The sequence below is a fragment of the Stenotrophomonas sp. AG209 genome (assembly GCF_003550055.1).
GTDB lineage: Bacteria > Pseudomonadota > Gammaproteobacteria > Xanthomonadales > Xanthomonadaceae > Stenotrophomonas.
In genome coordinates this window covers 1309870-1334445 of record NZ_QXDB01000001.1, presented here as the reverse complement: position 1 = coordinate 1334445, position 24576 = coordinate 1309870, and the positions used below count along the sequence as shown (strand labels likewise).

23 protein-coding genes are annotated in these 24576 nt (G+C 67.9%); 15 read left to right on the top strand and 8 right to left on the bottom strand.

What is annotated here, in order from left to right:
* Positions 1–5: 5 nt before the first annotated feature.
* Genes DFO63_RS06235 through recO form a run of 4 tightly spaced genes read left to right on the top strand, consistent with a single transcriptional unit; the run spans position 6 to position 2690 of the window.
* Positions 6–389 carry a DUF4845 domain-containing protein gene (locus tag DFO63_RS06235; protein ID WP_014038086.1) on the top strand — a complete coding sequence of 128 codons (384 nt, stop codon included), beginning with the start codon at positions 6–8 and terminating at the stop codon, positions 387–389.
* On the top strand, positions 379–1059 hold the full coding sequence (gene rnc, locus DFO63_RS06230; protein WP_049447073.1) for a ribonuclease III: 681 nt from the start codon (positions 379–381) through the stop codon (positions 1057–1059). Before DFO63_RS06235 ends, rnc begins: the two co-directional genes overlap by 11 nt.
* Positions 1056–1952, top strand: coding sequence for a GTPase Era (gene era / locus DFO63_RS06225; RefSeq protein WP_005410599.1), 897 nt, complete (start codon positions 1056–1058; stop codon positions 1950–1952). The genes rnc and era overlap by 4 nt, the downstream gene beginning before the upstream one ends.
* 18 nt (positions 1953–1970) lie before the next feature.
* Positions 1971–2690, top strand: a complete 720-nt coding sequence (gene recO, locus DFO63_RS06220) for a DNA repair protein RecO (protein WP_049447075.1) — start codon at positions 1971–1973, stop codon at positions 2688–2690.
* Between the two features lie 702 nt (positions 2691–3392).
* Here the strand turns inward: recO and DFO63_RS06215 are convergent.
* The gene (locus DFO63_RS06215) at positions 3393–4121 is read right to left on the bottom strand and encodes a response regulator (RefSeq protein WP_014647994.1); all 729 of its coding nucleotides are present in this window, start codon (positions 4119–4121) and stop codon (positions 3393–3395) included.
* 127 nt (positions 4122–4248) lie between these two features.
* Between DFO63_RS06215 and rlmD the strand changes: the two genes are divergently transcribed.
* The 9 genes from rlmD to DFO63_RS06170 all read left to right on the top strand — a co-directional run bounded on the left by rlmD (position 4249) and on the right by DFO63_RS06170 (position 11573).
* Entirely contained in the window at positions 4249–5583 is a 1335-nt protein-coding gene (gene rlmD, locus DFO63_RS06210) for a 23S rRNA (uracil(1939)-C(5))-methyltransferase RlmD (RefSeq protein ID WP_087923290.1), read from the top strand.
* A gap of 33 nt (positions 5584–5616) precedes the next feature.
* Entirely contained in the window at positions 5617–6102 is a 486-nt protein-coding gene (locus tag DFO63_RS06205; protein WP_049447080.1) for a CYTH domain-containing protein, read from the top strand.
* A 114-nt stretch (positions 6103–6216) separates the two neighbouring features.
* Positions 6217–6912: a DsbA family oxidoreductase gene (locus tag DFO63_RS06200; RefSeq protein WP_101765908.1), complete on the top strand. Its 696-nt coding sequence runs from the start codon at positions 6217–6219 to the stop codon at positions 6910–6912.
* Positions 6913–7043: 131 nt separating this feature from the next.
* Positions 7044–8051: a beta-N-acetylhexosaminidase gene (gene nagZ, locus DFO63_RS06195; RefSeq protein ID WP_119006608.1), complete on the top strand. Its 1008-nt coding sequence runs from the start codon at positions 7044–7046 to the stop codon at positions 8049–8051.
* Positions 8051–8605, top strand: coding sequence for a hypoxanthine-guanine phosphoribosyltransferase (locus tag DFO63_RS06190; protein WP_014038078.1), 555 nt, complete (start codon positions 8051–8053; stop codon positions 8603–8605). Before nagZ ends, DFO63_RS06190 begins: the two co-directional genes overlap by 1 nt.
* An 82-nt stretch (positions 8606–8687) precedes the next feature.
* Entirely contained in the window at positions 8688–9434 is a 747-nt protein-coding gene (locus DFO63_RS06185; RefSeq protein ID WP_006461208.1) for an S-methyl-5'-thioinosine phosphorylase, read from the top strand.
* A gap of 88 nt (positions 9435–9522) precedes the next feature.
* Positions 9523–9729, top strand: a complete 207-nt coding sequence (locus DFO63_RS06180) for a cold-shock protein (RefSeq protein ID WP_005410590.1) — start codon at positions 9523–9525, stop codon at positions 9727–9729.
* Between the two features lie 125 nt (positions 9730–9854).
* Positions 9855–11123 carry an NAD(P)/FAD-dependent oxidoreductase gene (locus DFO63_RS06175; RefSeq protein WP_119006607.1) on the top strand — a complete coding sequence of 423 codons (1269 nt, stop codon included), beginning with the start codon at positions 9855–9857 and terminating at the stop codon, positions 11121–11123.
* Positions 11124–11303: 180 nt separating this feature from the next.
* Positions 11304–11573: a hypothetical protein gene (locus tag DFO63_RS06170; RefSeq protein ID WP_014038076.1), complete on the top strand. Its 270-nt coding sequence runs from the start codon at positions 11304–11306 to the stop codon at positions 11571–11573.
* 1 nt (position 11574) lies between these two features.
* On the opposite strand, the gene pdeM is transcribed toward DFO63_RS06170, so the two are convergent.
* From pdeM to DFO63_RS06150, 4 genes are read right to left on the bottom strand one after another with little or no spacing between them, the layout of a single operon-like run.
* On the bottom strand, positions 11575–12216 hold the full coding sequence (gene pdeM / locus DFO63_RS06165) for a ligase-associated DNA damage response endonuclease PdeM (RefSeq protein WP_049447088.1): 642 nt from the start codon (positions 12214–12216) through the stop codon (positions 11575–11577).
* The gene (locus tag DFO63_RS06160; protein ID WP_119006606.1) at positions 12206–14665 is read right to left on the bottom strand and encodes a ligase-associated DNA damage response DEXH box helicase; all 2460 of its coding nucleotides are present in this window, start codon (positions 14663–14665) and stop codon (positions 12206–12208) included. Before DFO63_RS06160 ends, pdeM begins: the two co-directional genes overlap by 11 nt.
* Positions 14662–16269: an ATP-dependent DNA ligase gene (locus tag DFO63_RS06155; RefSeq protein WP_119006605.1), complete on the bottom strand. Its 1608-nt coding sequence runs from the start codon at positions 16267–16269 to the stop codon at positions 14662–14664. Before DFO63_RS06155 ends, DFO63_RS06160 begins: the two co-directional genes overlap by 4 nt.
* A complete protein-coding gene (locus DFO63_RS06150) occupies positions 16266–17264 on the bottom strand; it encodes a ligase-associated DNA damage response exonuclease (RefSeq protein ID WP_049447093.1) in 999 nt (332 codons plus the stop codon). Before DFO63_RS06150 ends, DFO63_RS06155 begins: the two co-directional genes overlap by 4 nt.
* A gap of 113 nt (positions 17265–17377) precedes the next feature.
* Between DFO63_RS06150 and DFO63_RS06145 the strand changes: the two genes are divergently transcribed.
* A complete protein-coding gene (locus DFO63_RS06145) occupies positions 17378–19015 on the top strand; it encodes an acyl-CoA dehydrogenase family protein (RefSeq protein ID WP_101765902.1) in 1638 nt (545 codons plus the stop codon).
* A gap of 288 nt (positions 19016–19303) precedes the next feature.
* Here the strand turns inward: DFO63_RS06145 and DFO63_RS06140 are convergent, their stop codons facing one another.
* The 3 genes from DFO63_RS06140 to DFO63_RS06130 form a co-directional block, all read right to left on the bottom strand.
* Complete coding sequence (locus tag DFO63_RS06140; RefSeq protein WP_049447096.1) at positions 19304–19714, bottom strand: hypothetical protein; 411 nt, start codon at positions 19712–19714, stop codon at positions 19304–19306.
* A 156-nt stretch (positions 19715–19870) separates the two neighbouring features.
* Positions 19871–20212, bottom strand: a complete 342-nt coding sequence (locus tag DFO63_RS06135; protein WP_014038070.1) for a hypothetical protein — start codon at positions 20210–20212, stop codon at positions 19871–19873.
* A 124-nt stretch (positions 20213–20336) separates the two neighbouring features.
* Positions 20337–21512, bottom strand: coding sequence for a thiolase family protein (locus DFO63_RS06130; protein WP_049447097.1), 1176 nt, complete (start codon positions 21510–21512; stop codon positions 20337–20339).
* 182 nt (positions 21513–21694) lie between these two features.
* On the opposite strand from DFO63_RS06130, the gene DFO63_RS06125 reads away from it, so the two are divergent.
* On the top strand, positions 21695–24538 hold the full coding sequence (locus tag DFO63_RS06125) for a S8 family serine peptidase (RefSeq protein WP_119006604.1): 2844 nt from the start codon (positions 21695–21697) through the stop codon (positions 24536–24538).
* The last annotated feature ends 38 nt before the right edge of the window (positions 24539–24576 follow it).

Here is a 24576-nt window from a genome sequence, read left to right as displayed (position 1 = left end):
ACGCAATGAAGACGATGAACACGCAGCGTGGCATGACCCTGACCTCGTTCCTGGCGGTCCTGATCGTGGTCGGTTTCTTCCTTTACATCGGCATGAAGCTGTTCCCGATGTACCAGGAGTATTACGCGGTGCGCTCGGCGATGAAGAGCCTGGCCAAGGAGCCCGGGGTGGGCAGCATGGAGCCGGCCCGGATCCAGGATCTGTTCTTCAAGCGCCTGTACATCAACTACTCGGAAAACGTGAAGCCGGCCAACGTGAAGTTCGACCGTCGCGACAATGGCTGGACCCTCAAGGTCAACTACGAAGTGCGCCGTCCGCTGGTCGGCAACCTGGACGTGGTTGGCAAATTCGATTCATCCCAGGACCTGACCCGAAGCGGTGCCGAATAAACCTTTCCATCGTGGTGACCTGATCGGTCATCCCTTCCGCGACCCGGCGCTGCTGAAGCAGGCGCTGACGCATCGCAGTGCCGGTGCGCCACACAACGAGCGCCTGGAGTTCCTGGGTGACAGCATCGTCAACATGATGGCGGCCGAGGCATTGTACCAACGCTGGCCCAAGGCTGACGAAGGCGCGATGACCCGTGCCCGCGCCGAGCTGGTGCGTGAAGGCGCGCTGGCGGTGATCGGGCGCACCCTGGAACTGGGCGATCGACTGATCCTGGGCCCGGGCGAAATGAAGTCCGGCGGCCATCGTCGTGATTCGATCCTGGCCGACGCGGTGGAAGCCGTGGTGGCTGCGATCTACCTGGATGCCGGCTTCGAGGCCTGCCGGGCGGTGGTACTGCCCTGGTTCAGCGCTTCGATCGAGGCACTGCCGGCCTCCGGCCGGCCCGAGAAGGACCCTAAGACCCGCCTGCAGGAATGGCTGCAGGCCCGACAGAAGGCGTTGCCGCAGTATGAACTGGTGTCAGAATCCGGTGACGACCACGCCAAGCACTTCCGGGTACGCTGCAACGTAGCCGACCCGGCCGCCAGCACCGAGGGCGAAGGCGCCTCGCGGCGGCTTGCCGAACAACAGGCGGCTGCGGCCGTCCTAGAACAACTGGATTCCAAGTGAGCGAACAAACTCCCCATCATTGCGGCAGCGTGGCCGTCATCGGCCGCCCGAACGTGGGCAAGTCGACCCTGACCAATGCCCTGGTCGGCGCCAAGGTCAGCATCGTCTCCAACCGCCCGCAGACCACGCGCCATCGCCTGCTGGGCATCGCCACCTATCCGGAAGGCCAGCTGGTGCTGGTCGACACCCCCGGCCTGCACAAGGTGCAGAAGCGGGCGATGAACCGGGTGATGAACCGCGCCGCGCGCGGTTCGCTGGAAGGCGTCGATGCCGGCCTGCTGGTGATCGAAGCCGGTCGCTGGGATGAAGAGGACAGCCTGGCGTTCAATGTGCTGCGTGACGCCGGCATTCCGGTCGTTCTGGTGGTCAACAAGATCGATCGCCTGAAGGAAAAGGGCGCGCTGCTGCCGTTCCTGCAGCAGGTGACCGAAGGTCGGGATTTCGCCGCCGTGCACCCGATCTCCGCGCAGAAGCGCAACGGCCTGGAAGCGCTGGTGCGCGACGTGCTGAAGCTGCTGCCGGAAGCCCCGCCGATGTTCGGCGAGGACGAGATCACCGACCGCAGCCAGCGTTTCCTGGCTGGTGAACTGGTGCGCGAGCAGCTCATGCGCCAGCTCGGCGAGGAACTGCCGTACGCCACCACCGTCGAGATCGAGCGCTTCACCGAGGATGGCAACCTGCTGCGCATCGGTGCGGTGATCTGGGTCGAGCGCGAGGGCCAGAAGGCCATCGTGATCGGCAAGGGCGGCGCCCGCCTGAAGGAGATCGGCGCCAAGTCCCGCCTGCAGATGGAGCGTCTGTTCGGGGCCAAGGTGTTCCTGGAAACCTGGGTGCGCGTGCGTGAAGGCTGGTCCGACGACGAGGCCGCGCTGAAGGCCTTCGGTTACGAGTAACGCGTTGCGGTCGCTTCGATGATGATCGAGGACGACACCGGCTTCGTGCTGCACGCACGGGCCTACCGCGAGACCAGCCTGCTGGTCGAAGTGTTGAGCGCGCAGCATGGTCGTATCGGCCTGCTCGCGCGTGGCGTGTCCACCGCAAAGGGTCAGGTGCTGCGTGCTGCCCTGCAGCCGTTGCAGTGGATCCGCTTCAGTGCCCAGCAGCGGGGTGAACTGGCCCAGCTGCGTGGTGCAGAGGCATTGGATGCGGCGCCACGCCTGGTCGGCCAGGCGATGCTGGCCGGCTTCTACCTGAGTGAACTGACCCTGCGCCTGGCTCCGCGCCAGGACCCGCTGCCGGAGCTGTACCTCGCCTATGGTGAGGCGCGCGCGCGGCTGGCGGTCGGTGCCGGCCTGGCCTGGACCCTGCGCCGTTTCGAACGCGAACTGCTGTCCGCGCTGGGCCTGGGCTTCGAGCTGGACAGTGCCAGCGATGGCCAGCCGATCGACCCGGCGGCGCGCTACGAACTGGATCCGCAGGAGGGCGCGCAACGCCTGCTGAGCGAGCGCGGCGGGGAACGCCGGGCAGCGGCCACTGGCTCGGCGCTGCTGGCTTTGGCGGCAGATGAAGAGCCGGATGCCGCCGACCTGGCCAGCCTGCGCCTGCCGATGCGGCGGGTGCTGGCCCATCACCTGGGGCCGCGCGGCCTGAAGTCCTGGGAAATGCTCGAGCAGCTCGCGCCCAGGCGTTGAGGGGTGTTCGGCAGGGCTTGCAGCCCTGCACCCGCTGAATCAACGTCAACGTCAACTGCAAAAGCTGGCTATCTGTGGGTAGGCGGGGTGGGTCCGGTTGCGGGAGACGCCGTAAACCCCGCTCCGCGGTCCGGCCCAGCCGCTGGCGGCTGTGCGTTCGGGCGCTTGCGAAGCAGTGCTTCGCAAGCAAAGCGCCCTCACCCATGGGGGCTTGGCCGCGGCATCCATGCCGCGGACACTCCCTCAACCGGACCGACCCCGCCTTCGACAGTTTCTCGCGAGCTGTTGGACGTGCCGACGGGGTCAGATCCGTTTTCCGAAGGAAAACGGATCCGACCCCAATTTGGAGTTCGATATCTGACAGAGATTCATCCACGCATGGCGTGGATCTACCAGCCGTCACACGGAATCTGTCGGGGGTGGGGCGGTGTGGGTTGGCAGGACCGTTGGCGCCATGGATGGCGCCATCGAGCCCCCAGGGGTGAGGGCGCTTTGCTTGCGAAGCACTGCTTCGCAAGCGCCCGAACGCACAGCCGCCAGCGGCTGGGCCGGACCGCGGAGCGGGGTTTACGGCGTGTCCTGCCAATCCACACCGCCCCGCCCAACAAGCAGAAAGCCAGAGCCGCTCTGGCTCTGGCCCTTGGTGTTGCCCTGGCTTGAAGCATCTGCAGGTGCAGGGCTGCAAGCCCTGCCGAGCAACCCTCAGTGCAGCAGGGCAGCCACCGCGGCGCGGAATCCATCCTGGGCCTGCCCGGACTCGGGCGCATGATGCAGCTGGCGCACCGCCCGTCCCAACCGTGCCGCCCCCACGAAGCCACAGCTCGCCTGCAACCGGTGCAGCTGACTGCGCAGCTGGCGCTCGTCGTGCTGGTCCACCGCCTGCTCCACCGCATCACGCACGCCCGGCAACTCGGCCAGGAACAGCTCGCGCAGGGCGATCAGGTGGTTGCGCTGGCCATTGAGCGCGGCCAGGGCTGCGGTCTCGTCCCAGTCCTGCACGGCCAGCTCGACCGCGGCCGGGGCCTGTGCCACGAAGATTCCCGCCGGGCTGTTGACCAGCGCACGGCGCACCGCCTTCAGCAGCTGGTCGCGGCCCAGTGGCTTGACCAGGGTGTCGCTGAAACCGGCTTCGCGCAGGCGGGCGTGGATGGAGGTATCGCCGTCGGCGGTATGTGCCAGCGCCGGCGTGTCGGGGTGTGAACGGCGCAGCTCACGCAGCAGCTGCGCGCCATTGCCATCCGGCAGGTTGACGTCGATCAGCCACAGGTCGTGCGCGCCGGGTTCGGCACTGGCCAGGGCGCTGGCCAGCGAATCTGCGGTATCCACATCCGCCGGTAACGTTTCCAACGCCGCCTTGAAAAAACCGCGGCTGATGATGTCGTCCTCGACAAGCAGGAAGCGGGGCCGTGCGGCCCGCGGGGTCATCTGCATCAGGGCTGCCTCCATGTCAGCTGTCCCAATCATCAAGCACGGCGGCCACGGGCGCAAGCGGGTCCGGGCCCCGCCGGTCAGGATCTGCGACAATACGCCCCCATTTTTGCCCGCAGCCTGTTGCCACGTGGCCCGATCCCGTTCCCGCACCGACCGTACCCCATTCCAGACCGAGATCCTCGACCTCAGCCATGATGGTCGCGGTGTCGCCCGCCGTGAAGGCGAGGGCGGCAAGGTCACCTTCGTCAGTGGCGCCCTGCCCGGCGAGGTGGTGATGGCTGAACAGACCGCCCGCAGCCGCCATTTCGACGAGGCGCGCACCGTGGAGGTGCTGCAGGCCTCGCCGCAGCGGGTGACCCCCAAGTGCCCCCATTTCGGTACCTGCGCCGGTTGCGTGCTGCAGCACCTGGACGAGGACCAGCAGATCGTCGCCAAGCAGCGCGTGCTGATGGACAACCTGGAGCGGATCGGCCATGTGAAGCCGGGCACCGTGCTGGCGCCGCTGGTCGGTGAGAGCTGGGGCTACCGCCGCAAGGGCCGCTTCTCGGTGCGCCGGGTCGAGAAGAAGGACAAGACCCTGGTCGGCTTCCGTGAACAGGATCCGCGCTTCGTCGCCGACCTCAGCCAGTGCCTGACCGTGATCCCCGAGATCGGCACCAAGGTCGAGGCGCTGTCCACCTTCATCGAGTCACTCGATGGCAAGCGTGACATCCCGCAGATCGAATTCATCGCCGGTGACCAGGCCGTGGTCCTGACCGTGCGCCACCTGCAGCCGCTCAGCGATGCCGACCGCGTGGCCTGGGCGGCCTTCGGCCAGCAGCATGGCTTCGTGATCTACCTGCAGTCCGGCGGCGTGGACACCGTGCAGCCGCTGGACGGGCAGGGCGTGCCGCTGTCGTTCCGTCTGGCGCCGTGGGATGTCGAGCTGGCGTTCCGCCCGCTGGACTTCATCCAGGTCAATGCCAAGCTCAACGAGAAGATGATCGCCCACGCCCTGGACCTGCTGGAACCGGGCGAGGACGAGCGCGTGCTGGACCTGTTCTGCGGTCTGGGCAACTTCACCCTGCCGCTGGCGCGCCGCGTGCGCGAGGTGGTCGGCGTGGAAGGCGATGCCGGCCTGGTGGCGCGTGCGCGTGAGAACGCCGAGCGCAACGGCCTGGCCAACGCGCAGTTCTTCAGCGCCGACCTGACCCAGGACCAGCGCAGCACCCCGTGGATGCGCCAGGGCTTCGACAAGCTGCTGCTGGACCCGCCGCGCTCGGGTGCGATCGAAGTGCTGCAGCAGCTGCCGCTGAAGCAGTTCAAGCGCATCGTCTACGTCAGCTGCCACCCCGGCTCGCTGGCGCGCGATGCCGGCTACCTGGTCAACGAACAGGGCTTCACCCTGGTCAGCGCCGGTGCCATGGACATGTTCCCGCACACCGCGCACGTGGAAAGCATCGCGGTGTTCGAGAAGCGCTGATCGGCTGTCATGCCCATCGCGCATAATAGCGCGATGGGCATCGAAATCGAACGCAAATTCCTCGTCAGCAGTGATGGCTGGCGCACCGCCGCGCACCGGGTGATCCCGATGGCGCAGGGCTACATCAACGACATGGGCGCGCTCGACCGCGGCACCCAGAATGCTTCGGTACGCGTGCGCATCGAAGGCGACCACGCCGCGCTGAACCTGAAGTCGCGCACCATCGGCCATACCCGCCAGGAGTTCGACTACCCGATCCCGGTGGACGATGCTCGCGCACTGCTGGCGTTGTGCGTGGGGGGCCTGATCGACAAGCGCCGCCATCTGGTCGAACACGCCGGCCTGACCTGGGAAGTGGACGAGTTCCTCGGCGACAACGCCGGCCTGGTGGTGGCCGAAGTCGAGCTGGACAGCGCCGACCAGGCGATCGACCTGCCGGACTGGGTGGGTGCCGAAGTCACCGACGATGCGCGCTACTACAACGTCGCGCTGGCCAGTCACCCCTATTCACAGTGGTGAAGCCCCCAAAAAGGGGACGGAGGGGATTAAGTCGTCTTTACCCCAGCTGTGCTGGAAACGACTTAATCCCCTCCGCCCCCTTTTTTCGAGGGAGGCGGGCCCCATGTGGTGGGGATGAGAATCGACATCTACTCCGACGTGGTCTGCCCCTGGTGCTGGATCGGCAAGCATCGCTTCCAGCAGGGTGTGCAGTTGCTGGGCGCCAACGCGCCTGAACTCGATATCCACTGGCAGCCGTTCCAGCTGGACCCGGACGCGGACGACACTCCGGTGCCGCTGCGCGAGGCCTATGTGCGCAAGTTCGGTGGCGTCGAGCGCACCGAGCAGATCCTCGGCCAGACCCAGACCACCGCGCGGGGCGAGGGCCTGCCGATGGATTTCAGCCAGGGCCAGGTGCGGGTGACCACGCTGCCGGCGCATCGGGTGTTGTGGCTGGCCGGCGAGCACGGCGTGCAGGATGCAGTCGGCGAAGCACTGTTCCGTGCCCACTTCGAGCATGGCCAGAATCTGGCCGATACCGCGGTGCTGGTGAAGGCCGGCGTGGCGGGCGGCCTGGACGGTGGTGAAATCGCGCAGATGCTGGCCTCCGACCGCGGCCTGGCCGAGGTCGAAGCCAAGCTTGCACAGGCCCATGCATTGGGCATTTCCTCGGTGCCGACCTTCGTCATCGATGGGAAGTGGGCCATTTCCGGGGCCCAGCCGCCGGAAGCGTTCGCCCAGGCCCTGCAGCAGATCGCGGCCGAACAGGGCGCCCCGGCCACCCCGGCTGACGGCGACGAGGCCTGCGGCCCGGACGGCTGCAAGGTCTGAGCAGATCGGGGTCAGAGCCCCTGTGGGGATCTGACCCCACACCTCGCTTTTGCCTTGACCACTGCGCCTGTCGGCCGGTTCTGCGACAATGCGGCACTGCGCCATCCGGGCGCGCGTTGTGGAGATCGACCATGCTGCTGATCGGCGTTGCCGGCACCGAACTGACCGCCCAGGAACGTGACTGGCTGCAGCACGATGCCGTGGCCGGGGTGGTGCTGTTCAAGCGCAACTTCGCCTCGCGCCAGCAGGTGACCGATCTGAGCGCGGCGATCCGTGCCGCTGCCCCGCGCCCGCAGTTGATCTGCGTGGACCAGGAAGGCGGTCGCGTGCAGCGCTTCCGCGAAGGCTACAGCGAGCTGCCGCCGCTGCAGGACATCGGTGCACTGTACGCCACCGACCCGCAGCAGGCCCTGGCCCTGGCCGAGCAGCACGCCTGGCTGATGGCCAGCGAAGTGCGCGCCAGCGGCCTGGACCTGAGCTTCGCGCCGGTGGTCGACCTTGGCCGCGGCAACCGCGCCATCGGCAACCGCGCCTTCAGTGAAGACCCGCAGGTGGTAGCCGCGTTCACCGCGGCCTATGTGCGTGGCATGCATGCGGTCGGCATGGCCGCCACGCTCAAGCATTTCCCCGGCCACGGCACCGTGCTGGAAGACACCCACGTCGATACTGCGATCGATCCGCGCGCGCTGGACGAACTGCGCGCGCAGGACCTGGTGCCGTTCCAGGCCGGCATGGCCGCCGGTGCCGATGCAGTGATGATGGCCCACGTGATCTATCCGCAGGTGGCACCGGAGCCGGCCGGCTACTCGCCGCGCTGGATCCAGGACATCCTGCGCGGTGAGCTCGGCTTCCGCGGCGTGGTGTTCTCCGATGACATCGGCATGGCCGCCTCGCACAGCGCCGGTGGCGTGCCGGCACGCGTGCACGCGCACCTGGATGCCGGCTGCGACGTGGTGCTGGTCTGCCACCCGGAACTGGTCGATGAAGCCCTGCACGCGGTGCAGGGACGCTCCCTCAATACTGCTGCGCTGCTCGGCCTGCTGGGCCGCGGCGCGCTCGGCTGGGACGGCCTGCTGGCCGATGCCCGCCATGGCGACACCCAATCCCGTCTGCTTGAAACCCTTGGAAGAACCGTCTGATGCCCAACCTCACCATTTCCCAGGCCCTGGCCCAGGCTGACCTGCTGGTCGACCGCCCCACCATCGACAAGGCCATCGCTGGTATCGCCGACGCCATCGCGCGCGATTACAAGGGCGAGGTGCCGCTGTTCCTGTCGATCATGCATGGTGCGCTGCCGTTCGCCGGCCAGCTGGCGCTGGAACTGGGCGCGCGCGGCCAGGACGTGCAGTTCGATTACCTGCACGCGACCCGCTACCGCGGTGAAACCACCGGCGGCGACCTGGTCTGGAAGCACAAGCCGGCTACCTCGCTGTTCGGCCGCCGCGTGCTGCTGATCGACGACATCCTCGACGAGGGCTACACCCTGCAGGGCGTGCGCACCTGGTGCCTGGAGCAGGGCGCGACCGACGTGCGCATCGCCGCGATGACCGTGAAGAAGCACGACCGCGCATTGCCGGACGTGACCGCCGACTACGCCGGCATCGAGCTGCCGGACCGCTACGTGTTCGGCTTCGGCATGGACGTCAACGAGACCCTGCGCTGCGTGCCGGCCATCTACGCAATGAAGGAATAACGGCGCAGCCGCCCACAGCGCGTCTTCTTCCATCGCCGGCATCCTCGGGTGCCGGCGTTCGTCTTTTCATGGAGTGCTTCGAATGCAACAGATCGCCCTGGCCGTGATCGGCGGTACCGGTGTCTACAACCTGGCCAAGCTTGACGACGTGCAGACCCACGAGGTCGACACCCGCTTCGGCCGCCCGTCCGGCCCGGTGCGCGTGGGCACGCTGCTCGGCCATCGCGTGGCGTTCCTGGCGCGGCATGGCGAGGGGCATTCACTGCCGCCGCACAAGATCAACTACCGTGCCAACCTGGCCGCGCTGCAGCAGCTGGGCGCGCAGCGGGTGCTGGCATTGAACACGGTGGGTGGCATCACCGAAGACTTCGGCCCGCGCGTGCTGGCCTGCCCGGACCAGATCATCGACTACACCTGGGGCCGCATCAGCACGATCTGTGAAGAAGAGGGCACCGACGTGGTCCACGTCGATTTCGGCCATCCCTACACGCCGATGCTGCGCAGCAAGATCCTGGCGGCAGCCAAAGTGACCGGTGTCACGGTCCATGACGGTGGCTGCTATGGCGCAACACAGGGCCCGCGCCTGGAGACCATCGCCGAAATCGCCCGCATGCGCCGTGACGGCTGCGACCTGGTGGGCATGACCGGCATGCCGGAGGCCGCGCTGGCACGCGAGCTGGGGCTGGATTACGCCTGCCTGGCGATCATCGCCAACTGGGCCGCCGGCTGCGGTGATGGCGAGGAGATTACGATGGCCGAAGTGCTGGCCAATGTGCAGGCGGCAAGCAACGGACTTCCGGAACTGGTGGGCGAATTGGCGCGGGGGTGATTGTCTTCCCCGAGCAAGCTTTGCATACTCAGCTTGTGCGCGGGTTCAGCGTACACCACCCATTCATTGCATAAGGTCTCGCATCACCATGCCGAACGGTACCGTCAAGTGGTTCAACGACGCCAAGGGATTTGGCTTCATCTCGCCGGAGGATGGCAGCGCCGACGTGTTCGCGCACTTCTCCGCCATCAACTCCAAGGGCTTCCGCAGCCTGCAGGAAGGCCAGCGTGTCACCTATGACGTGACCCAGGGCCCGAAGGGTGCCCAGGCTTCGAACATCACGCCGGCCGAGTGATCCACTCGACAGTGCGTTGAAAACCCCGCTTCGGCGGGGTTTTTTTTGCGCCGCGGCGGGTATTGCAGCGCCATGGGCAGGATGCCGGGTGGTCATCCGGATTTGCGCTCGGGCACAATGCGCCCATGAAGGAACGACTGCGCATCGCCGTGATCGGCTACGGTACTGCTGGCCAGGCATTGGCCATCCTGCTCACCCGTGATGGCCACGAGGTGGAGATCTTCGAACGCGTGCCCACGCCGGGGCCGGTTGGCGCCGGTTTTCTGCTGCAACCCAGCGGCCTGCAGGTGCTGTGGCAGATGGGCCTGCTCGATGCAGTTCGTGCGCATGCCGCGCCGGTGCACCGCCTGTATGGCGATACGCCGTGCGAACGCGCGGTGATGGACATGCGCTACGACGGCCTGGATGCGCGCCTGCACGGCCTCGGCATGCAGCGCGGAGCGTTGTTCTCGTTGCTGGACCAAGCGCGTGCAGGTGCGGGCCAGCTGCATGCCGGCGTCTCCATTGCCGCGGTGGATGCCGAGCAGGGCCGCCTGCGCGACAGCGAAGGGCGCATGCATGGTCCATTCGACCTGGTGGTGGCTGCCGATGGCGCGGCCTCGACGTTGCGCGGCACGATCGAAGGCGGTGCCGGGCTGGATCGCGTGTATCCATGGGGTGCGCTGTGGTGCCTGTTGCCGGCCGAAGACTGGCCGCACCTGCAGGAGCTGCGGCAGCGCTACGTGGCCGCGCGCAAGATGATCGGGCTGCTGCCGGTCGGCACGCGGCCCGGTGACGACACGCCGCGCCTGAGCTTCTTCTGGAGCCTGCCACGCGCCGACTTCGAACGTTGGCAGGCGGAGGGCATGACGCCCTGGCTGGACGAACTGCACACCCTGTGGCCGCAGGCCAGTGCACGCTTCGCGCATCTGCGTGACGCTGGCCAGCTCGCGCGCGCGGTCTACCGCGACGCTGTGATGACGCGTTGGCATTGCGGCCGCATGGTGCTGGCCGGCGATGCCGCACATGCGATGAGCCCGCAGCTGGGGCAGGGCGTGAACATGGCGCTGCTCGATGCGCTGGCATTGCGCGATGCCGTACGCGCGCAGGGCGGTGGTGCCGCTGCATTGCAGGCCTACCAGGCGCAGCGCAGGGCGCACGTTGCGGTCTACCAGCGCTGGAGCCGTTGGCTCACGCCGCTGTTCCAGTCCGACCGCGATGCCTGGGCGAAGGCGCGCGACGTGCTGCTCGGCCCGATGGGGCGCCTGCCGGGTGGGCGTGGCCACATGCTGCGCGTGCTCAGCGGTACCCAGCATGGCTGGTTCGGTTCGCTTGTGCTGGATCCGGCCTTCATCGATGCGCTGGCCACTGCGGCCGAACCGCCTCGCGCACACGTGGCTGCGGCAACGGCGTGAAGTACGCCGTCACGTGAATTAACGGTTGCCTCACCGCGGATATGCGAGAAGTAGGTTGCACGCGATTGCGCGTCGCCCGTTTTCCTTTCCGTGATCAATATCGCGCGTGGCCCGGGAGGCGCTGCCGTTGCGGCCTGTTGCGGCCCGGACGTGCCGCCTGTCGTTGAAGAGGAGGACGCCATGTTGTTCGCGGTCGAGGAGCTGGAATCGGAAATCTGCAAGCTGCGCGGACTGTTGCAGATGCTGCACGAGGACCAGCCCGACGTACTGGAGGATGTGTTCGAGTTCCATGTCGGCAGCCTGATCAGTCATGCGCCAGCGGAGCACCACGCACGCATCCGCACCTGCGCGCAGGAAATGCTGGCGGCGGTCCAGGCGTTGCCGCGACGACGTGAAGATGACACGCCTGAGTTCCAGTTGATGCCGCAGCTGGGCGTTCGTCCGGCTTGATTCAAGCCACCGGCAGTTCCACCAGGCCGTTTTCCACGCAGGCGACCATCTGTTCGCCACCGTTGGGAACAGGCACGAGTCCGGCGGTGAACGCGGAAAAGGCCGGCAGCACCGTCATCCTGTCACGCAGCCAGAATGCGGGGAAGCGCCTTCGCAATGGCGTCAAGGCGACCTGCGGATGCAGATGTCCGGCGATCACATGCAGGTCTGCATCGGGTATCGGCTCATGGCGGAGCAGGAACGGCTGCAGCCGTACTTCGTCGTGGATCTGTACCTGCAGCTGGGCATGCGGCAGCTGCAGGTCATGATTTCCGCGCAGGACATGCACGTCCAGTGCGATGTTGCGTTCGCGCCAGCCGAGCCATTGCTGGTACCAGGCGGCGCGATGCGCCGGCCCATGCAGGATGTCGCCCAGGATCCACAGCTCGCGGCAGGCATGCCTGTCCAGCAGACCCTGCAGGCGGTGCAGGTCTTCGCCGGTGCCGCCGGCGGGCAGCGCGATGCCGGCGCGGCGGAATACATCGGCTTTGCCCAGGTGCAGGTCGGCGATCAACAACGCCTGCCGCGCGGGCCAGTAAAGTGCACGCGCGCCAAGCAGAATCAGCGATTCGCCCGCGCGCAGCAGCGGCAGTTCATCGGCCATGGCGACGCTCCAGCTGCAGGGCCGCGCGTTGCACGCGGGTACGCCAGTCCTCGTTGCTGAACTGCCCACGCAGGCGTTCGGCCCACAACGGGAAGCCCAGTGGCGTGAGTGACGATGGACGCTGCATCGAGAGAATCCGTGTGCCGATCCTTGCCAGTACCTGCTGTAGTCCGGCCAGATCGAGGCTGTCGTGCAGCACCTCGCGTTCGGCCAGCGCCAGCAGAAGATGGTCAGGATCGTGCTCGCGCAGTACGTCGAAGAGCAGGCCTGCCGAGGCCTGCAACTGGCGCAGTGATCGCGGCATGCCGCCGGGCAGGCTGGGCACCAGCAGGCCCGCTACGCGTGCGATGCCACGGAACTGGCGCCGCGCCAGCTCGCCCAGGTTCACTGCGGCACGCAGGTCGTCCAGCAGCTGATCGGTGGTGAACAGCGCCCTCCATTCCGCCGCATCCAGATCAATCGCCTGCGCCGGTGCCAGCACCAGGCCATGATCGTTCACTGCGTAGCCGATGCTGTTGCGCTGCCGGCGGGTACAGCGCAGTGCCAGCAAGGCGGCCAGCGCCTCGTGCACGTGACGGCCGGCAAAAGGGTAGACGAACAGGAACTGGCCTTCGCGGCGCCGCACCTCTTCGACCAGCAGATGCTCTGGGCCGGGAAGCGCCGACAACTGCTGCTGCAGTGCCAGCAAGGGGGACAACCAGCGTGATTCGGCACTGTCGTCGGCGCCGGACAGGACCCACTCCAGCTCGCGGCCGAGCGGCATCGACAGCGGCAACTGGCCTCCCTGCCAGCGTGGCACCACACCATCACCGCGCCCTCGTGCCAGCCGCACGAAGGCGGTCATGTCGCGTAGTTGCACCAGCTCCAGCAGGCGCCCGGCGAACTGGAAGCGATCGCCACGGCGCAGGCGGCTGGCGAACTGTTCTTCTACGGCGCCCAGGCTGCCGCCGCGCAGGAACTGCACGCGCACGCTGCCATCGCTGCTGATGGTGCCGATCGACAGCCGATGACGCAGCGCCTGGCGACGGTCGTGCATGCGGTACCGGCCATCGGCATCACGCACGACCTTGTGGAAATCGGGGTACTGGGCCAGCGCCTGGCCGCCCTGCACGATGAACGTGAGCACGGCCTGCCATCGATCGTCGCCGAGAGACGCGAAGGCATGGGTACGCCGTACCTGCGCCAGCAGCGCGGCGCTGTCGAAGCCGCCCGCCAGCGCGCGGCTGACCGCATGCTGGGCCAGCACATCCAGCGGCAGCGTCGGCGGCCTGCGTGCTTCGACCACGCCTTCGGCCAACGCACGGCGTACCGCGGCGTATTCGGCCAGCTCCAGTGCATGGCTGGGCACGCACAGGATGGAACCGCTGGCGCCCGGGCGGTGACGTGCACGTCCAGCGCGTTGGCGCAGGCGGGCGACGCCCTTCGGGCTGCCCAGCTGCAGTACCTGCTCAACCTCTGGGAAGTCCACGCCGAGGTCGAGGCTGGAGGTGGCAACCACGCAGCGCAGCGTGCCCGCGCGCAGTCCGTCTTCCACCTGCTGGCGCAGCGCCGGATCCAGCGAGCCGTGGTGCAGCGCAAGCGTGCCCTGGTCTTCCGGCCAGACCGCGGCAAGCGCCTGATGCCATAGTTCTGCCTGCGCACGGGTGTTGGTGAACAGCAGGCTGCTGCGCGCCCGCATCAACGCATCCAGCACGCGCGGCAGCTGCGCCAGTCCCAGGTGCCCCGCCCAGGGGAAACGTTCGCCAGGGTCCGGCAGCAGGCTGCGCACGCTGATCGCGCGCGGGCGCACGCCCTGCACGATCGGCGCGTCGGGCTGTCCGGGCAGCAGCACGTCGCGCGCCTCATCCAGATTGCCCAGCGTGGCCGACAGCGCCCACAGCTGCACTGCAGGCGAGGCTTCGCGCAACACCGCCAGGTTCAACTGCAGCAGCACACCGCGCTTGTTGCCCAGCAGCTCATGCCATTCGTCCACCACCACGCAGCGCAGCTGGCGCATGCGCGGCAACGTATCCGCATAGCTCAGCAGCAGCGCCAGTGATTCCGGCGTGGTGACCAGTACGTCGATGCGGCCCTCGCGCGCCTGCCGTCGTTCGCGGTTGCTGGCGTCACCACTGCGCAGGCCGACACGCCATCCAAGCCCGAGCCCCTCGACCACGGCCTGCAGTGCGCGCGCGGTGTCGCTGGCCAATGCGCGCAAGGGCGTCACCCACAGCACCTGCAGCGGGCGTACCGCACTGGCGCGGCGGGGCGAAGGCGGAGGGTCGATCATGGCCTGCAGCAGCGGTCCCCCGAACATCGCCAGTGTCTTGCCGCTGCCCGTGGGGGTGTGCAGCAACCCGGATCCGCCGGCGAGATAGCGCCGCCACATCGCGCGCTGGAACGGTAACGAGCGCCAGCCTTTCGACGCGAACCAGTCTTCCAGCCGGCGTAGTGCCTGGCTGCGGTTCATCGCGCCAGCGCCTGCAGGGTAGCCAGCTGATCGGCCTCGCTGGCCGGCTTGTCGTGGCGCCAGCGCAGGATGCGTGGAAAGCGTACGGCGATACCGGACTTGTGCCGGCTGCTGCGGTTGACCGCCTCGAAGCCCAGTTCAAAGACATGTTCGGCGCGGACGCTGCGCACCGGGCCGAAGCGCTCGCGGGTGTTGGCGCGGATCCAGCGATCGAGCGCGAGGATTTCCTTGTCATCCAGGCCCGAATAGGCCTTGGCTACCGGTACCAGCGTGTCGCCGTCCCAGACGCCGAAGGTGTAGTCGGTATACAGCGTGCTGCGCCGCCCATGGCCGGCCTGCGCGTACAGGAGTACCGCATCGATGGTGAGCGGATCGACCTTCCATTTCCACCAGTCACCGCGGCGTCGCCCGGCCTGGTAGGGCGAGGCACGACGTTTCAGCATCAGCCCTTCCACGCCGCGGTCGCGTGCCATGTCACGCATCGCTGCCGCCTGCGGCCAGTCTTCGGCGGCAACGCCGGGTGAGAGCTGGATCCGTGCATCACCCAGGGCACCGACGATGTCGGCAAGCCGTGCACGCCGTTCCCGCAACGGCAGCTCACGCAGGTCCGCGCCATCGTGTTCCAGCAGGTCATAGGCGAGCACGCGCACCGGCGTGTTGCGCAGGGTGGCCGCACCGGGCTTGCGGCGCTGGATGCGGGTCTGGAGCGCGGTGAAGGCACGCGGCAGGTCCGTGGCTTCGTCCCAGGCCAGCAGCTCTCCGTCCAGCACGCAGCCATCGGGAAGCGCCATCGCCGCCTGTTCGATTTCGGGGAAGCGGCCATCCAGCCGCTCTTCGCCGCGCGACCACAATGCGACCTCGCCGCGCCGGCGCAGCAGCTGCAGGCGGATGCCATCCCACTTCCATTCCAGCAGCCACTCTTCGACAGGGCCGAGGCGTTCGGCAGGGTCGCCTTCAAGGGGGGAGGCGAGGAAGAACGGGTAGGGTTGCTGCCGGTCCAGTGGTAGTTCATCCGGCGACAGCAGCTGGCCCAGCAGTCCGGGCGAGGGCACCCACTCGCCCAGCATGCGCTGGGCGATGCGCGCGATGTCCAGGCCGGACCACTCCGCCAGTGCCTGCTGCACCAGCCGCTGCGAGACGCCAACGCGCAGGGCGCCGGTCAGCAGCTTGTTGAATACCAGGCGTTCGCTGCTGCACAGCTGCCGCCAGCCGGCGACGACCGCCGCGCGGCGCACTGCTTCGGGCTGGTTGGCCACCGCCAGCAGATGCTGTTCGATCCATTCGGCCAATGGGCGGTCGGGCGAAGGCTGCGGTGGATCATCCAGCAGCAGGGTCAGTGTCTCGGCGAGGTCACCGACCTGCGCATAGCTGTCTTCCACCAGCCATGGCGGCAAGCCGGATTCTTCAGCAATCCAGGCGCGCAGTTCGCCGCTGGCGGCGATCTTGCGGCGTGCGCCGCCCACCTTGCCACCGCTGAGCAGGTACAGCGCCCACGCCGCATCATGCGCGCCTGCCTGGCGGAAGTAATCGATCAGCGCTGCGCGCTTGTCCAGCGTGGCGGTGCTGCGATCCAGCCGCTGGTAGAGCGCCGCGAAGGCCTTCATTCCTCGCTCCCGAAATCGGTACGGAAGGCTTCAGCCGCTACGCCGCGCTCGCGCAGGAAGGGAATCAACGCATCGGTATTGCCATGGGTGGCGATCACCCGCTGCGCGCCGGTCTGTTCGATGGTCTGCAGCAGTGCGGGCCAATCGGCGTGATCGGAAATGACGAAACCGCGATCGACGTTGCGGCGCCGCCGGTTGCCGCGCAGCTGCATCCAACCGGATGCAAAGCCCAGCTGGTGGCGACCGAAGCGGCGCATCCACGGTGTGCCGGCGGCCGAGGGCGGGGCGAGGATCAACTGGCCGGCGGCATCCGGCTGGCGACCCTGCTCGGCCACCGCCAGCGTCTCCAGCATTGGTACGTTGGCCTGCCGGTACACCTCCACACCATTGGCGATGGCACCGTGCAGCCAGGCCGGGCGGTCCTCCAGCGGCAGCAGTTCGGCCAGCACCCGTTGCGCCTTGCCCAGTGCATAGCACAGCAGGATGGCAGCTTCGCCGCGCTGTTCGCATTCGCGGCGCCACGCCACGATCTCCGCAGCGACGGCGGGCGTGTCCGGCCATCGGTAGATCGGCAGGGCGAAGGTGGCCTCGGTGATGAAGGTATCGCAGGACACCACTTCGAATGGCGCACAGGTTGGGTCAGCTTGGCGCTTGTAGTCGCCGGACGCCACCCAGACCTGCCGCCCGTCGTCGATGCGCACCTGCGAAGACCCCAGCACATGGCCGGCGGGATGCAGCGACACCTGCACCTGGCCCAGGCGGAACGGTACGCCCTCGGCATGCGCCTGCACCGGCACATCGCCCAGGCGCCAGCGCAGGATCGGCAGGCTGCCGTCACTGCAGTGGTATTCACCCATGCCGGGGCGTGCGTGATCGCCGTGGCCATGGGTGATGACCGCGCGCGCTACCGGTCGCCAGGGATCGATGTGGAAATCACCGGCGGCGCAGTACAGCCCTTCCGGGCGCAGGACCACCAGATCGTCGTTGACTGCCATTCGGTCACTGTGGCCGGCCGCTCGTGCACAGGGTGAGAATCGGCCTGAACACGGGCTTGGCAGGCGATGCGGCACAATCGAACCGCACACCTCTTGCCGCCAGGACGGACCGGATGAGTGGACCCAGCTTCAGCAGCAGCGCGCCGTACGAAACCCACGTGGTGCTGAACCAGCCGCCGCCATTCGCGGGGCGCCAGTTGTGGACCGATGACGTGGCGCTGATGGAGGCGGTGCAGCGCGAAGGTGCTGGCAGCTTCGCGCCGCGGCTGGCGGTCTATGGCGGGCTGGCGGGTGACGAGCTGTACCGGCTCGGCTTCGATGCCAACCGCGATCGGCCGCGCCTGCGCACGCATGATGCGCAGGGCCATCGCATCGATACGGTGGAGTTCCATCCGGCCTATCACCAGTTGATGGGCACGGCGAAATCGCACGGCGTCGCCGGGTTGTCCTGGCACGAGCCGCAACCCGGCGCGCATGTCGCGCGTGCGGTGTTGAGCTACCTGCACCACCAGGCCGAGGCCGGCACCAGTTGCCCGTTGACGATGACCCATGCGGCAGTAGCGGTGCTGCACACGCAGCCACACCTGGCCGAGTGGGCACGCAAGGCCGCAGCACCGGTCTATGACCCGCGCGATGTGCCGGTGGCGGACAAGGCCGGCATCACGTTGGGCATGGGCATGACCGAAAAGCAGGGAGGCTCGGATGTGCGCGCCAACAGCACGCGCGCCGAACCGATCGATGGCGAGCGCTATCGCCTGGTCGGTCACAAGTGGTTCTTTTCCGCACCGATGTGCGATGGCTTCCTGGTACTGGCGCAGGCGCCGGGAGGACTGACCTGCCTGTTGATGCCGCGCCGGCTGGCCGACGGTGACCGCAACGCCTTCCGGTTGATGCGCTTGAAGGACAAGCTCGGCGATTGGGCCAATGCCTCCAGCGAAGTCGAGTTCTGCGGGGCGCAGGCGTGGCGCGTGGGTGAGGAAGGACGCGGCGTGGCCACCATCATCGGCATGGTGATGATGACCCGCCTGGACTGCATGCTGGGTGCGGCGGCGGAAATGCGCATGGCGCTTGCGCAGGCGCTGCATCACGCACGGCATCGCCGCACGTTCGGCAAGCTGCTGGTCGAGCATCCGTTGATGACCAATGTGCTGGCCGACCTGGCACTGGAGTCGGAAGCGGCCACGGTGCTGTCGATGCGCATCGCGCGTGCGGTGGACCGGGCCGGCGTGGATGCCAACGAAGCTGCATTGGCACGGGTGGGGACGGCGCTGGGCAAGTACTGGCTGTGCAAGCGCGCGCCGGCCTTCGTCAATGAAGCACAGGAATGCCTGGGCGGTGCGGGCTATGTGGAGGAATCGATGCTGCCACGGCTGTACCGGCAGGCACCGTTGAATTCGATCTGGGAAGGAAGCGGCAACATCCAGTGCCTGGACGTGCTGCGCGCGCTGGCGCGCGAACCGGAGACGCTGGCGGCGCTGCGCGCTGAGCTGGCGGCGGTGGCTGATCGTGATGCGCGCTACGCAGCGGCTTTGCAGCGTTGGGCAGCGGCGCCGCCACCGGATGAGTCGCAGGCGCGGCTGTTCTGCGAGCGCACTGCGCTGTTGTTGCAGGCCGCGCTGCTGTTGCGTGCGCGGAGTCCGATGGCAGAGGCGTTCGTGCGCAGCCGGCTGCAAGGGGAGCATGGGCTGGTGTTCGGGACCCTGCCGATGGGCGTGGATCTGTCGGCGATGCTGGTGCGCGCGATGCCGTAGGAGGCGGCCAACGGCGGAGCCCCTCGTGGTGGGCGGCGCGGCGTCTGCTTCGTGAGCGGGCCGCGCGGGTGGGTTGCGCAGGGGGCGCTGCAAGTACGTCCATGTAAGCTCGGTCGCCGCATCCATGCGGCTCACGCCCCTGCGCAACCCACCCGCGCGGCCTTGGACGGTTTCCGTGCCGTCCACCACGGAATCAACACAAAGAGCGGAGAGCGAAATGCAGAAAAGCCGCGGCAGTGCCGCGGCTTTTCCTGTAGCGCCGGGCTCATGCCCGGCTGCCGGTACGCCTTAGTGCTTGGCTTCTTCCTTGGCCGCGTTCGCCTTCGCGTCATTGGCGACGTCGCGGGCCTTGTCGGCCACCTTTTGCGCGGCGTTGGCGGTGGCGTCGCTGGCGTGAGCAGCGGCGTCGGTCGCGGCGACCTTGGCCTTGTCAGCGGCGTTGGCGGTGGCGTCTGCGGCCTTGTCCAGTGCCTGCTGGGTATCGGCGGCGGCCTGCTCGGAGGCTGCAGCGGTCTTGTCGGCGGCGTCGCGGGTGGCTTCCGCTGCCTTGTCGACGGCATCGCGGGCAGCCGCGCCGGCGCTGTCGGCAGCCTGCTGCGCGTCCTGCTTGGCCTGTTCGGCTTCCGGGCCCTTGCAGGCGGCCAGGGCCAGCAGCAGGGAGGCGGCCAGCAGCGTGGTGGTGATCGGGCGAATCTTCATGGCGGTCTCCAGTACTGCAATGGATGGGGACGCCAGCCTATTCATGCCGTTGTGAAGACGGGGTCGCGATGCCTGCGCTGTGCGGTGGCATCGGCGCAAAGAAAAAGCCGCTGGCGAACCAGCGGCTTTTCCAGAACAGCGTGAAGAAAGAAGTTATTACTTCTTGGCTTCTTCAGCAGCGTCCTTGGCCTTCTCGGCGGTGCCTTCGGCAGCCTTGGCAGCGTCGGCAGCAGCGCCGGCAGCAGCGTCGGTGGCAGCAGCAGCGGTGTTGGCAGCAGCGTCGGTCGCAGCGTCAGCAGCGGTGGCGGCGGTGTTGGCAGCCTGCTGGGCAGCGTCGGCGGTCTGGGCGCCGGCAGCAGCGGCCTGGTCGGCAGCAGCCTGGGCTTCGGTGGCGGCTTCGTTGGCCGAAGCAGCGGCGTCCTGGGCAGCTTCCTGCTTCGAGCAGGCGGCCAGGGCCAGAGCCAGGGACATCGCGACCAGCAGCTTGTTGATGCTCATTGTGTAAATCCTCGTCGTTAGAATTAGGCAACGCGCATGCTGCGCGCCGACAACATGATGACAAGCCAAGATTGGGTGTCAAGCGATCCCGCATTCATTTTTGCGAAATCATCGTTAAATCTTTTTAAATCAATTCGATGGCGATTGCCGTTGCTTCGCCGCCACCGATGCACAGGGTGGCAATGCCGCGCTTGCCACCGCGCGTGCGCAGCGCGTTGACCAGGGTCACCACCAGACGTGCACCGGAGGCACCGATGGGATGACCCAGCGCGCAGGCACCGCCATTCACGTTGAGCTTGTCGTGCGGGATGCCCAGCTCACGCATCGGCGCCATTGCCACCACGGCAAAGGCTTCGTTGATTTCGAACAGGTCGATCTGGTCCAGCGACCAGCCGGTCTTGGCCAGCAGCGCGTGGATCGCGCCGATCGGGGCGGTGGTGAACCACTCCGGTTCCTGCGAATGGGTGGCGTGGCCGACGATGCGGGCCAGCGGGGTGATGCCACGTGCGGCCGCGTCTTCCTCGGTCAGCAGGACTACCGCGGCGGCGCCGTCGGAGATGCTGGAGGAACTGGCGGCGGTGACGCTGCCGTCCTTCTTGAAGGCCGGGCGCAGGGTCGGGATCTTGGCAATGTCGGAGCGGCCGGGCTGCTCGTCGGTGGCGACCTCGACCTCGCCCTTGCGGGTGGCGACCTTCACCGCGACGATCTCGTCGGCGAACGCACCGTTGGCCTGTGCCGCCTGCGCGCGCTTGACCGATTCGATCGCGTAGGCGTCCTGCTCCTCGCGGCTGAACTGGTACTTGTCCACGGCGCATTCGGCGAATTCACCCATGGCCTTGCCGTCGTAGGCGTTGATCAGGCCGTCGTGGGCCATGTGGTCGATCGCCTGGAAGTTGCCGAAGCGGTTGCCCGTACGCGAGTTCGGCAGCAGGTGCGGGGCGTTGGACATCGATTCCATGCCACCGGCGACCACGATGCTGGCCGAACCGGCCTTGATCAGGTCATGGCCGAGCATGATGGTCTTCATGCCCGAGCCGCACACCTTGTTGAGGGTGGTGGCACCGGTCGACACCGGAATGCCGGCGGCGATCGCCGCCTGGCGGGCGGGCGCCTGGCCGAGGTTGGCCGGCAGCACGCAGCCCATGAGGACCTCGGAGACGTCGCTGGCCGGCACGCCCGACTGTTCCAGGGCGGCAGCGATGGCGGCCGCGCCGAGGGTGGGGGTCGGCACGCCGTTGAACTGGCCGAGGAAGGAGCCGATGGCGGTGCGCTTGGCGGCGGCGATGACGATGTTGGACATGGCAATCTCGTTGATGCGTAAGCAATGTTCGGAAAGGAGACCGAGGACGTTGGAAGCGCCCCGGTTTCCCGGCAGACTGCGTGGGGGTCGGCCCAAGTATAGAGGGTCGGGGAGGGCCGCCGCTGGGCGGCACCGCACGCCTGCCGGGATGTAGGCAGGCCAACGTTCATGGGAAGGAATCGATGGAACGCACGATGATGGTGAGGTCCGCGCTGGCAACGGCGCTGGCGATGGCAATGACGGCATGTGGCGGCGGCGGAGGCGGCGGCAATGTCCGCATCGATCCCCCTCCGACAACCCCGACACCCCCGACCACGCCCCCTCCGACGCCGCCGCCGCCGGCCAAGCCGCAGGAACCGGCCTTTGACGCGCACCTGTCAGTGACCAATGCGCGTGCCGCACAGGCCGCCGGCCTGACCGGGCAGGGCGTGCGCATCGGCATCGTCGATTCGGGCGTGCAGCGCAACGCCGCGGCGTTGAACGGGCGGGTGGTGGGCAACCTCAACTACATCGATCCGGCGCGCAACAACCTGCTGGTGGACGACGTGGTGGGCCACGGCACGGCGGTCGCCAGCCTGGCTGCCGGCGCGTCGGTGGGATCCTGGCCGGGCGGCATCGCCCCCGGTGCGCAGATCGTCTCGGCGCGGATCATCGCCGACAAGCCGCCCGTCGATGACGGCAGCGGCAAGGGCAATTCCTTCAGTGGCCCGCTGGGCGTGGCGCAGGTCCACCAGGACCTGATCAGCTACAACGTGAAGGTGATGAACAATTCGTGGGGCGGCCTGTACTGGACCGACCTGCCGACCACCGCGCAGGTGGCGGCCGAATATCGTCCGTTCGTCATCAACCATGGCGGCCTGGTGGTGTTCGCGGCCGGCAACGACGCGCGCACCGAACCGAGCAGCCTGGCCGCGCTGCCCAGCCAGCAGGGCGTTGCCGGCTCGTTGCCGGCGGCCGACCTGGAGCGCGGCTGGCTGGTGGCGACTGCGGTGGATCCCTATGCACCGGGCACGCTGGCCAGCTATGCCAATGCCTGCGGCCAGGCGGCGCGCTACTGCCTGGCGGCGCCGGGCAGCGCGGTCTATCCCGATGCCAACGGCAGCACCTACTACTGGAACTACGGGACGTCCTTCGCCGCCCCGTTGATCTCCGGCGCCGCTGCGCTGGTCTGGCAGCGCTACCCGTACTTCGACAACAACCTGGTGCGGCAGACCCTGCTGGGCACCGCCAAGGACATCGGCGCGCCCGGCGTGGATGCGGTGTTCGGCTACGGCCTGCTCGACATCTCGCGGGCGATCAAGGGCCCGGGCCGCTTCGACTGGGGCGATGTGGTGGCCAATGTCGATGCGCCATCGAGTGGTTCGCTGTGGAGCAACGACATCGTCGGCAGCGGTGGCCTGGTCAAGCAGGGCGGGGGCACCCTGGTGCTCGCGGGCAACAACAGCTACAGCGGCGCCACCCGCATCGAGCGCGGCATCCTGTCGCTGCAGAACGGCGGTGTCATCCGTTCCAACGTGACCATCCTCGGCCAGCCCGATCCGGATTCGACCGGCCTGCAGTTCAATGGTGGCACGCCGCGTGTGATCGGCAACGTGGTCAACGGCAGCAGCGTGTTCCTGACCACCGGCAACACCACCGGCACCATCGAGGGCAACTACACCCAGCAGGCCGGCGCACAGCTGATGATCGCGCTCGGGGCCAATGCGCTGCAGGTGACCGGCACCGCCTCGATCAATGGTGGCGTGCGCGTGCACGGCTTCGTCTCCGGCTATGTGCCGCAGAACGGCAGCCGCCAGGACCTGATCCACGCCGGCGGTGGCCTGAGCGGCACCTTCAGCAGCCCGGCCACCTCCAGCGGCCTGCAGGGCCTGTCGCTGCTGCAGAGCAGCTATGGCTATGACAGCAACAACGCGTGGTTGAACCTGACCCAGGTCAGCGTAACGGCAGCGGCGAGCGGGCTCACGGCCTCGGCGCAGTCCGCTGCGCAACGACTGGAAGGTGCGTTCAGCGCGCTCGATGGCAGTCCCGCCCTGCAGGGCTCGGCCTTCGGTACGGCGGCCGGTGCGCTGCAGTGGACCGGCGGTGGCAGCGAGGGCCTGGCAGCCAGCCTGCAGAGCCTGTCCGGGCAGGCGCATGCGCGGGCCGAGTCGGCCACCTTCGACAGCATCGACATGTCACGCCGTGCCATTGCCGAGCGTTTCGATCGCGTGCAGGCGGCGCCGCGCCTGCGCGGGGCCTGGCAGAGCGCGCTCGGTGAGGCCGGGCAGGGCAGTTTTGCAGGCAATGCCGCCGACAGCCGCGGTTGGATGGCCGGTCAGGACCTGCCGCTGGGCAGCAATGGGCTGATGGGCGTGGCCTTTGGCGAGACCCGCAGCAATGGTGGCAGCAGCTTCGGCGGTGATCGTGGACGTGATCGCCAGGCGCAGGCGCAGCTGTACGCCGGCTGGAACCTGGGCCGGGGCTATGCGCTGGCCCAGGTCGGCAGCGGCCAGTTCACCCGTGCGCTGGATCGGCAGTTGCTGCTGGGCGCCGGTGCCTACGGTGTTTCCGCACGTTACGGCGGACGCTTCAGCAGTGCCAGCGTCGAAGGCGGCTATCGTTTCGGCCGCGCGGGCGCGTCGTTGACACCGTACCTGGGCGCCAGCACCACGCGCGTGGATACCGATGCCTTCAACGAGCTGGGTGGTTTCGGTTTCGGCCTGCGTGGCGATGCCAACCGCGTACAGCGCAGCCAGATGCTGGCCGGTATCCGCGGCGAACGCGGTTGGGGGCGCTGGACCCTGCGTGGGCATGCCGAGTGGCAGCAGCGGCTCGATGGTGCCGATGCGGATTGGCAGGCCAGTTTCGTCGGTGTCGATGCCTGGGCGCCGCTGGCGGGCTGGAACGCGCCGCGCGGCAGTGCGCTGTTCGGCGTGGCGCTGGAGTCGTGGTGGGGCCGTAATGGCCGCCTGAGCCTGGGCTTCGACCAGCGCGTCGGTGGCGAGGGCGCGCGCCAGGCGGCGCTGCGCTACAGCACCGGGTTCTGAGGGGTTGGTCGCGCCGGGACGTCAGCCCCGGCGCGACA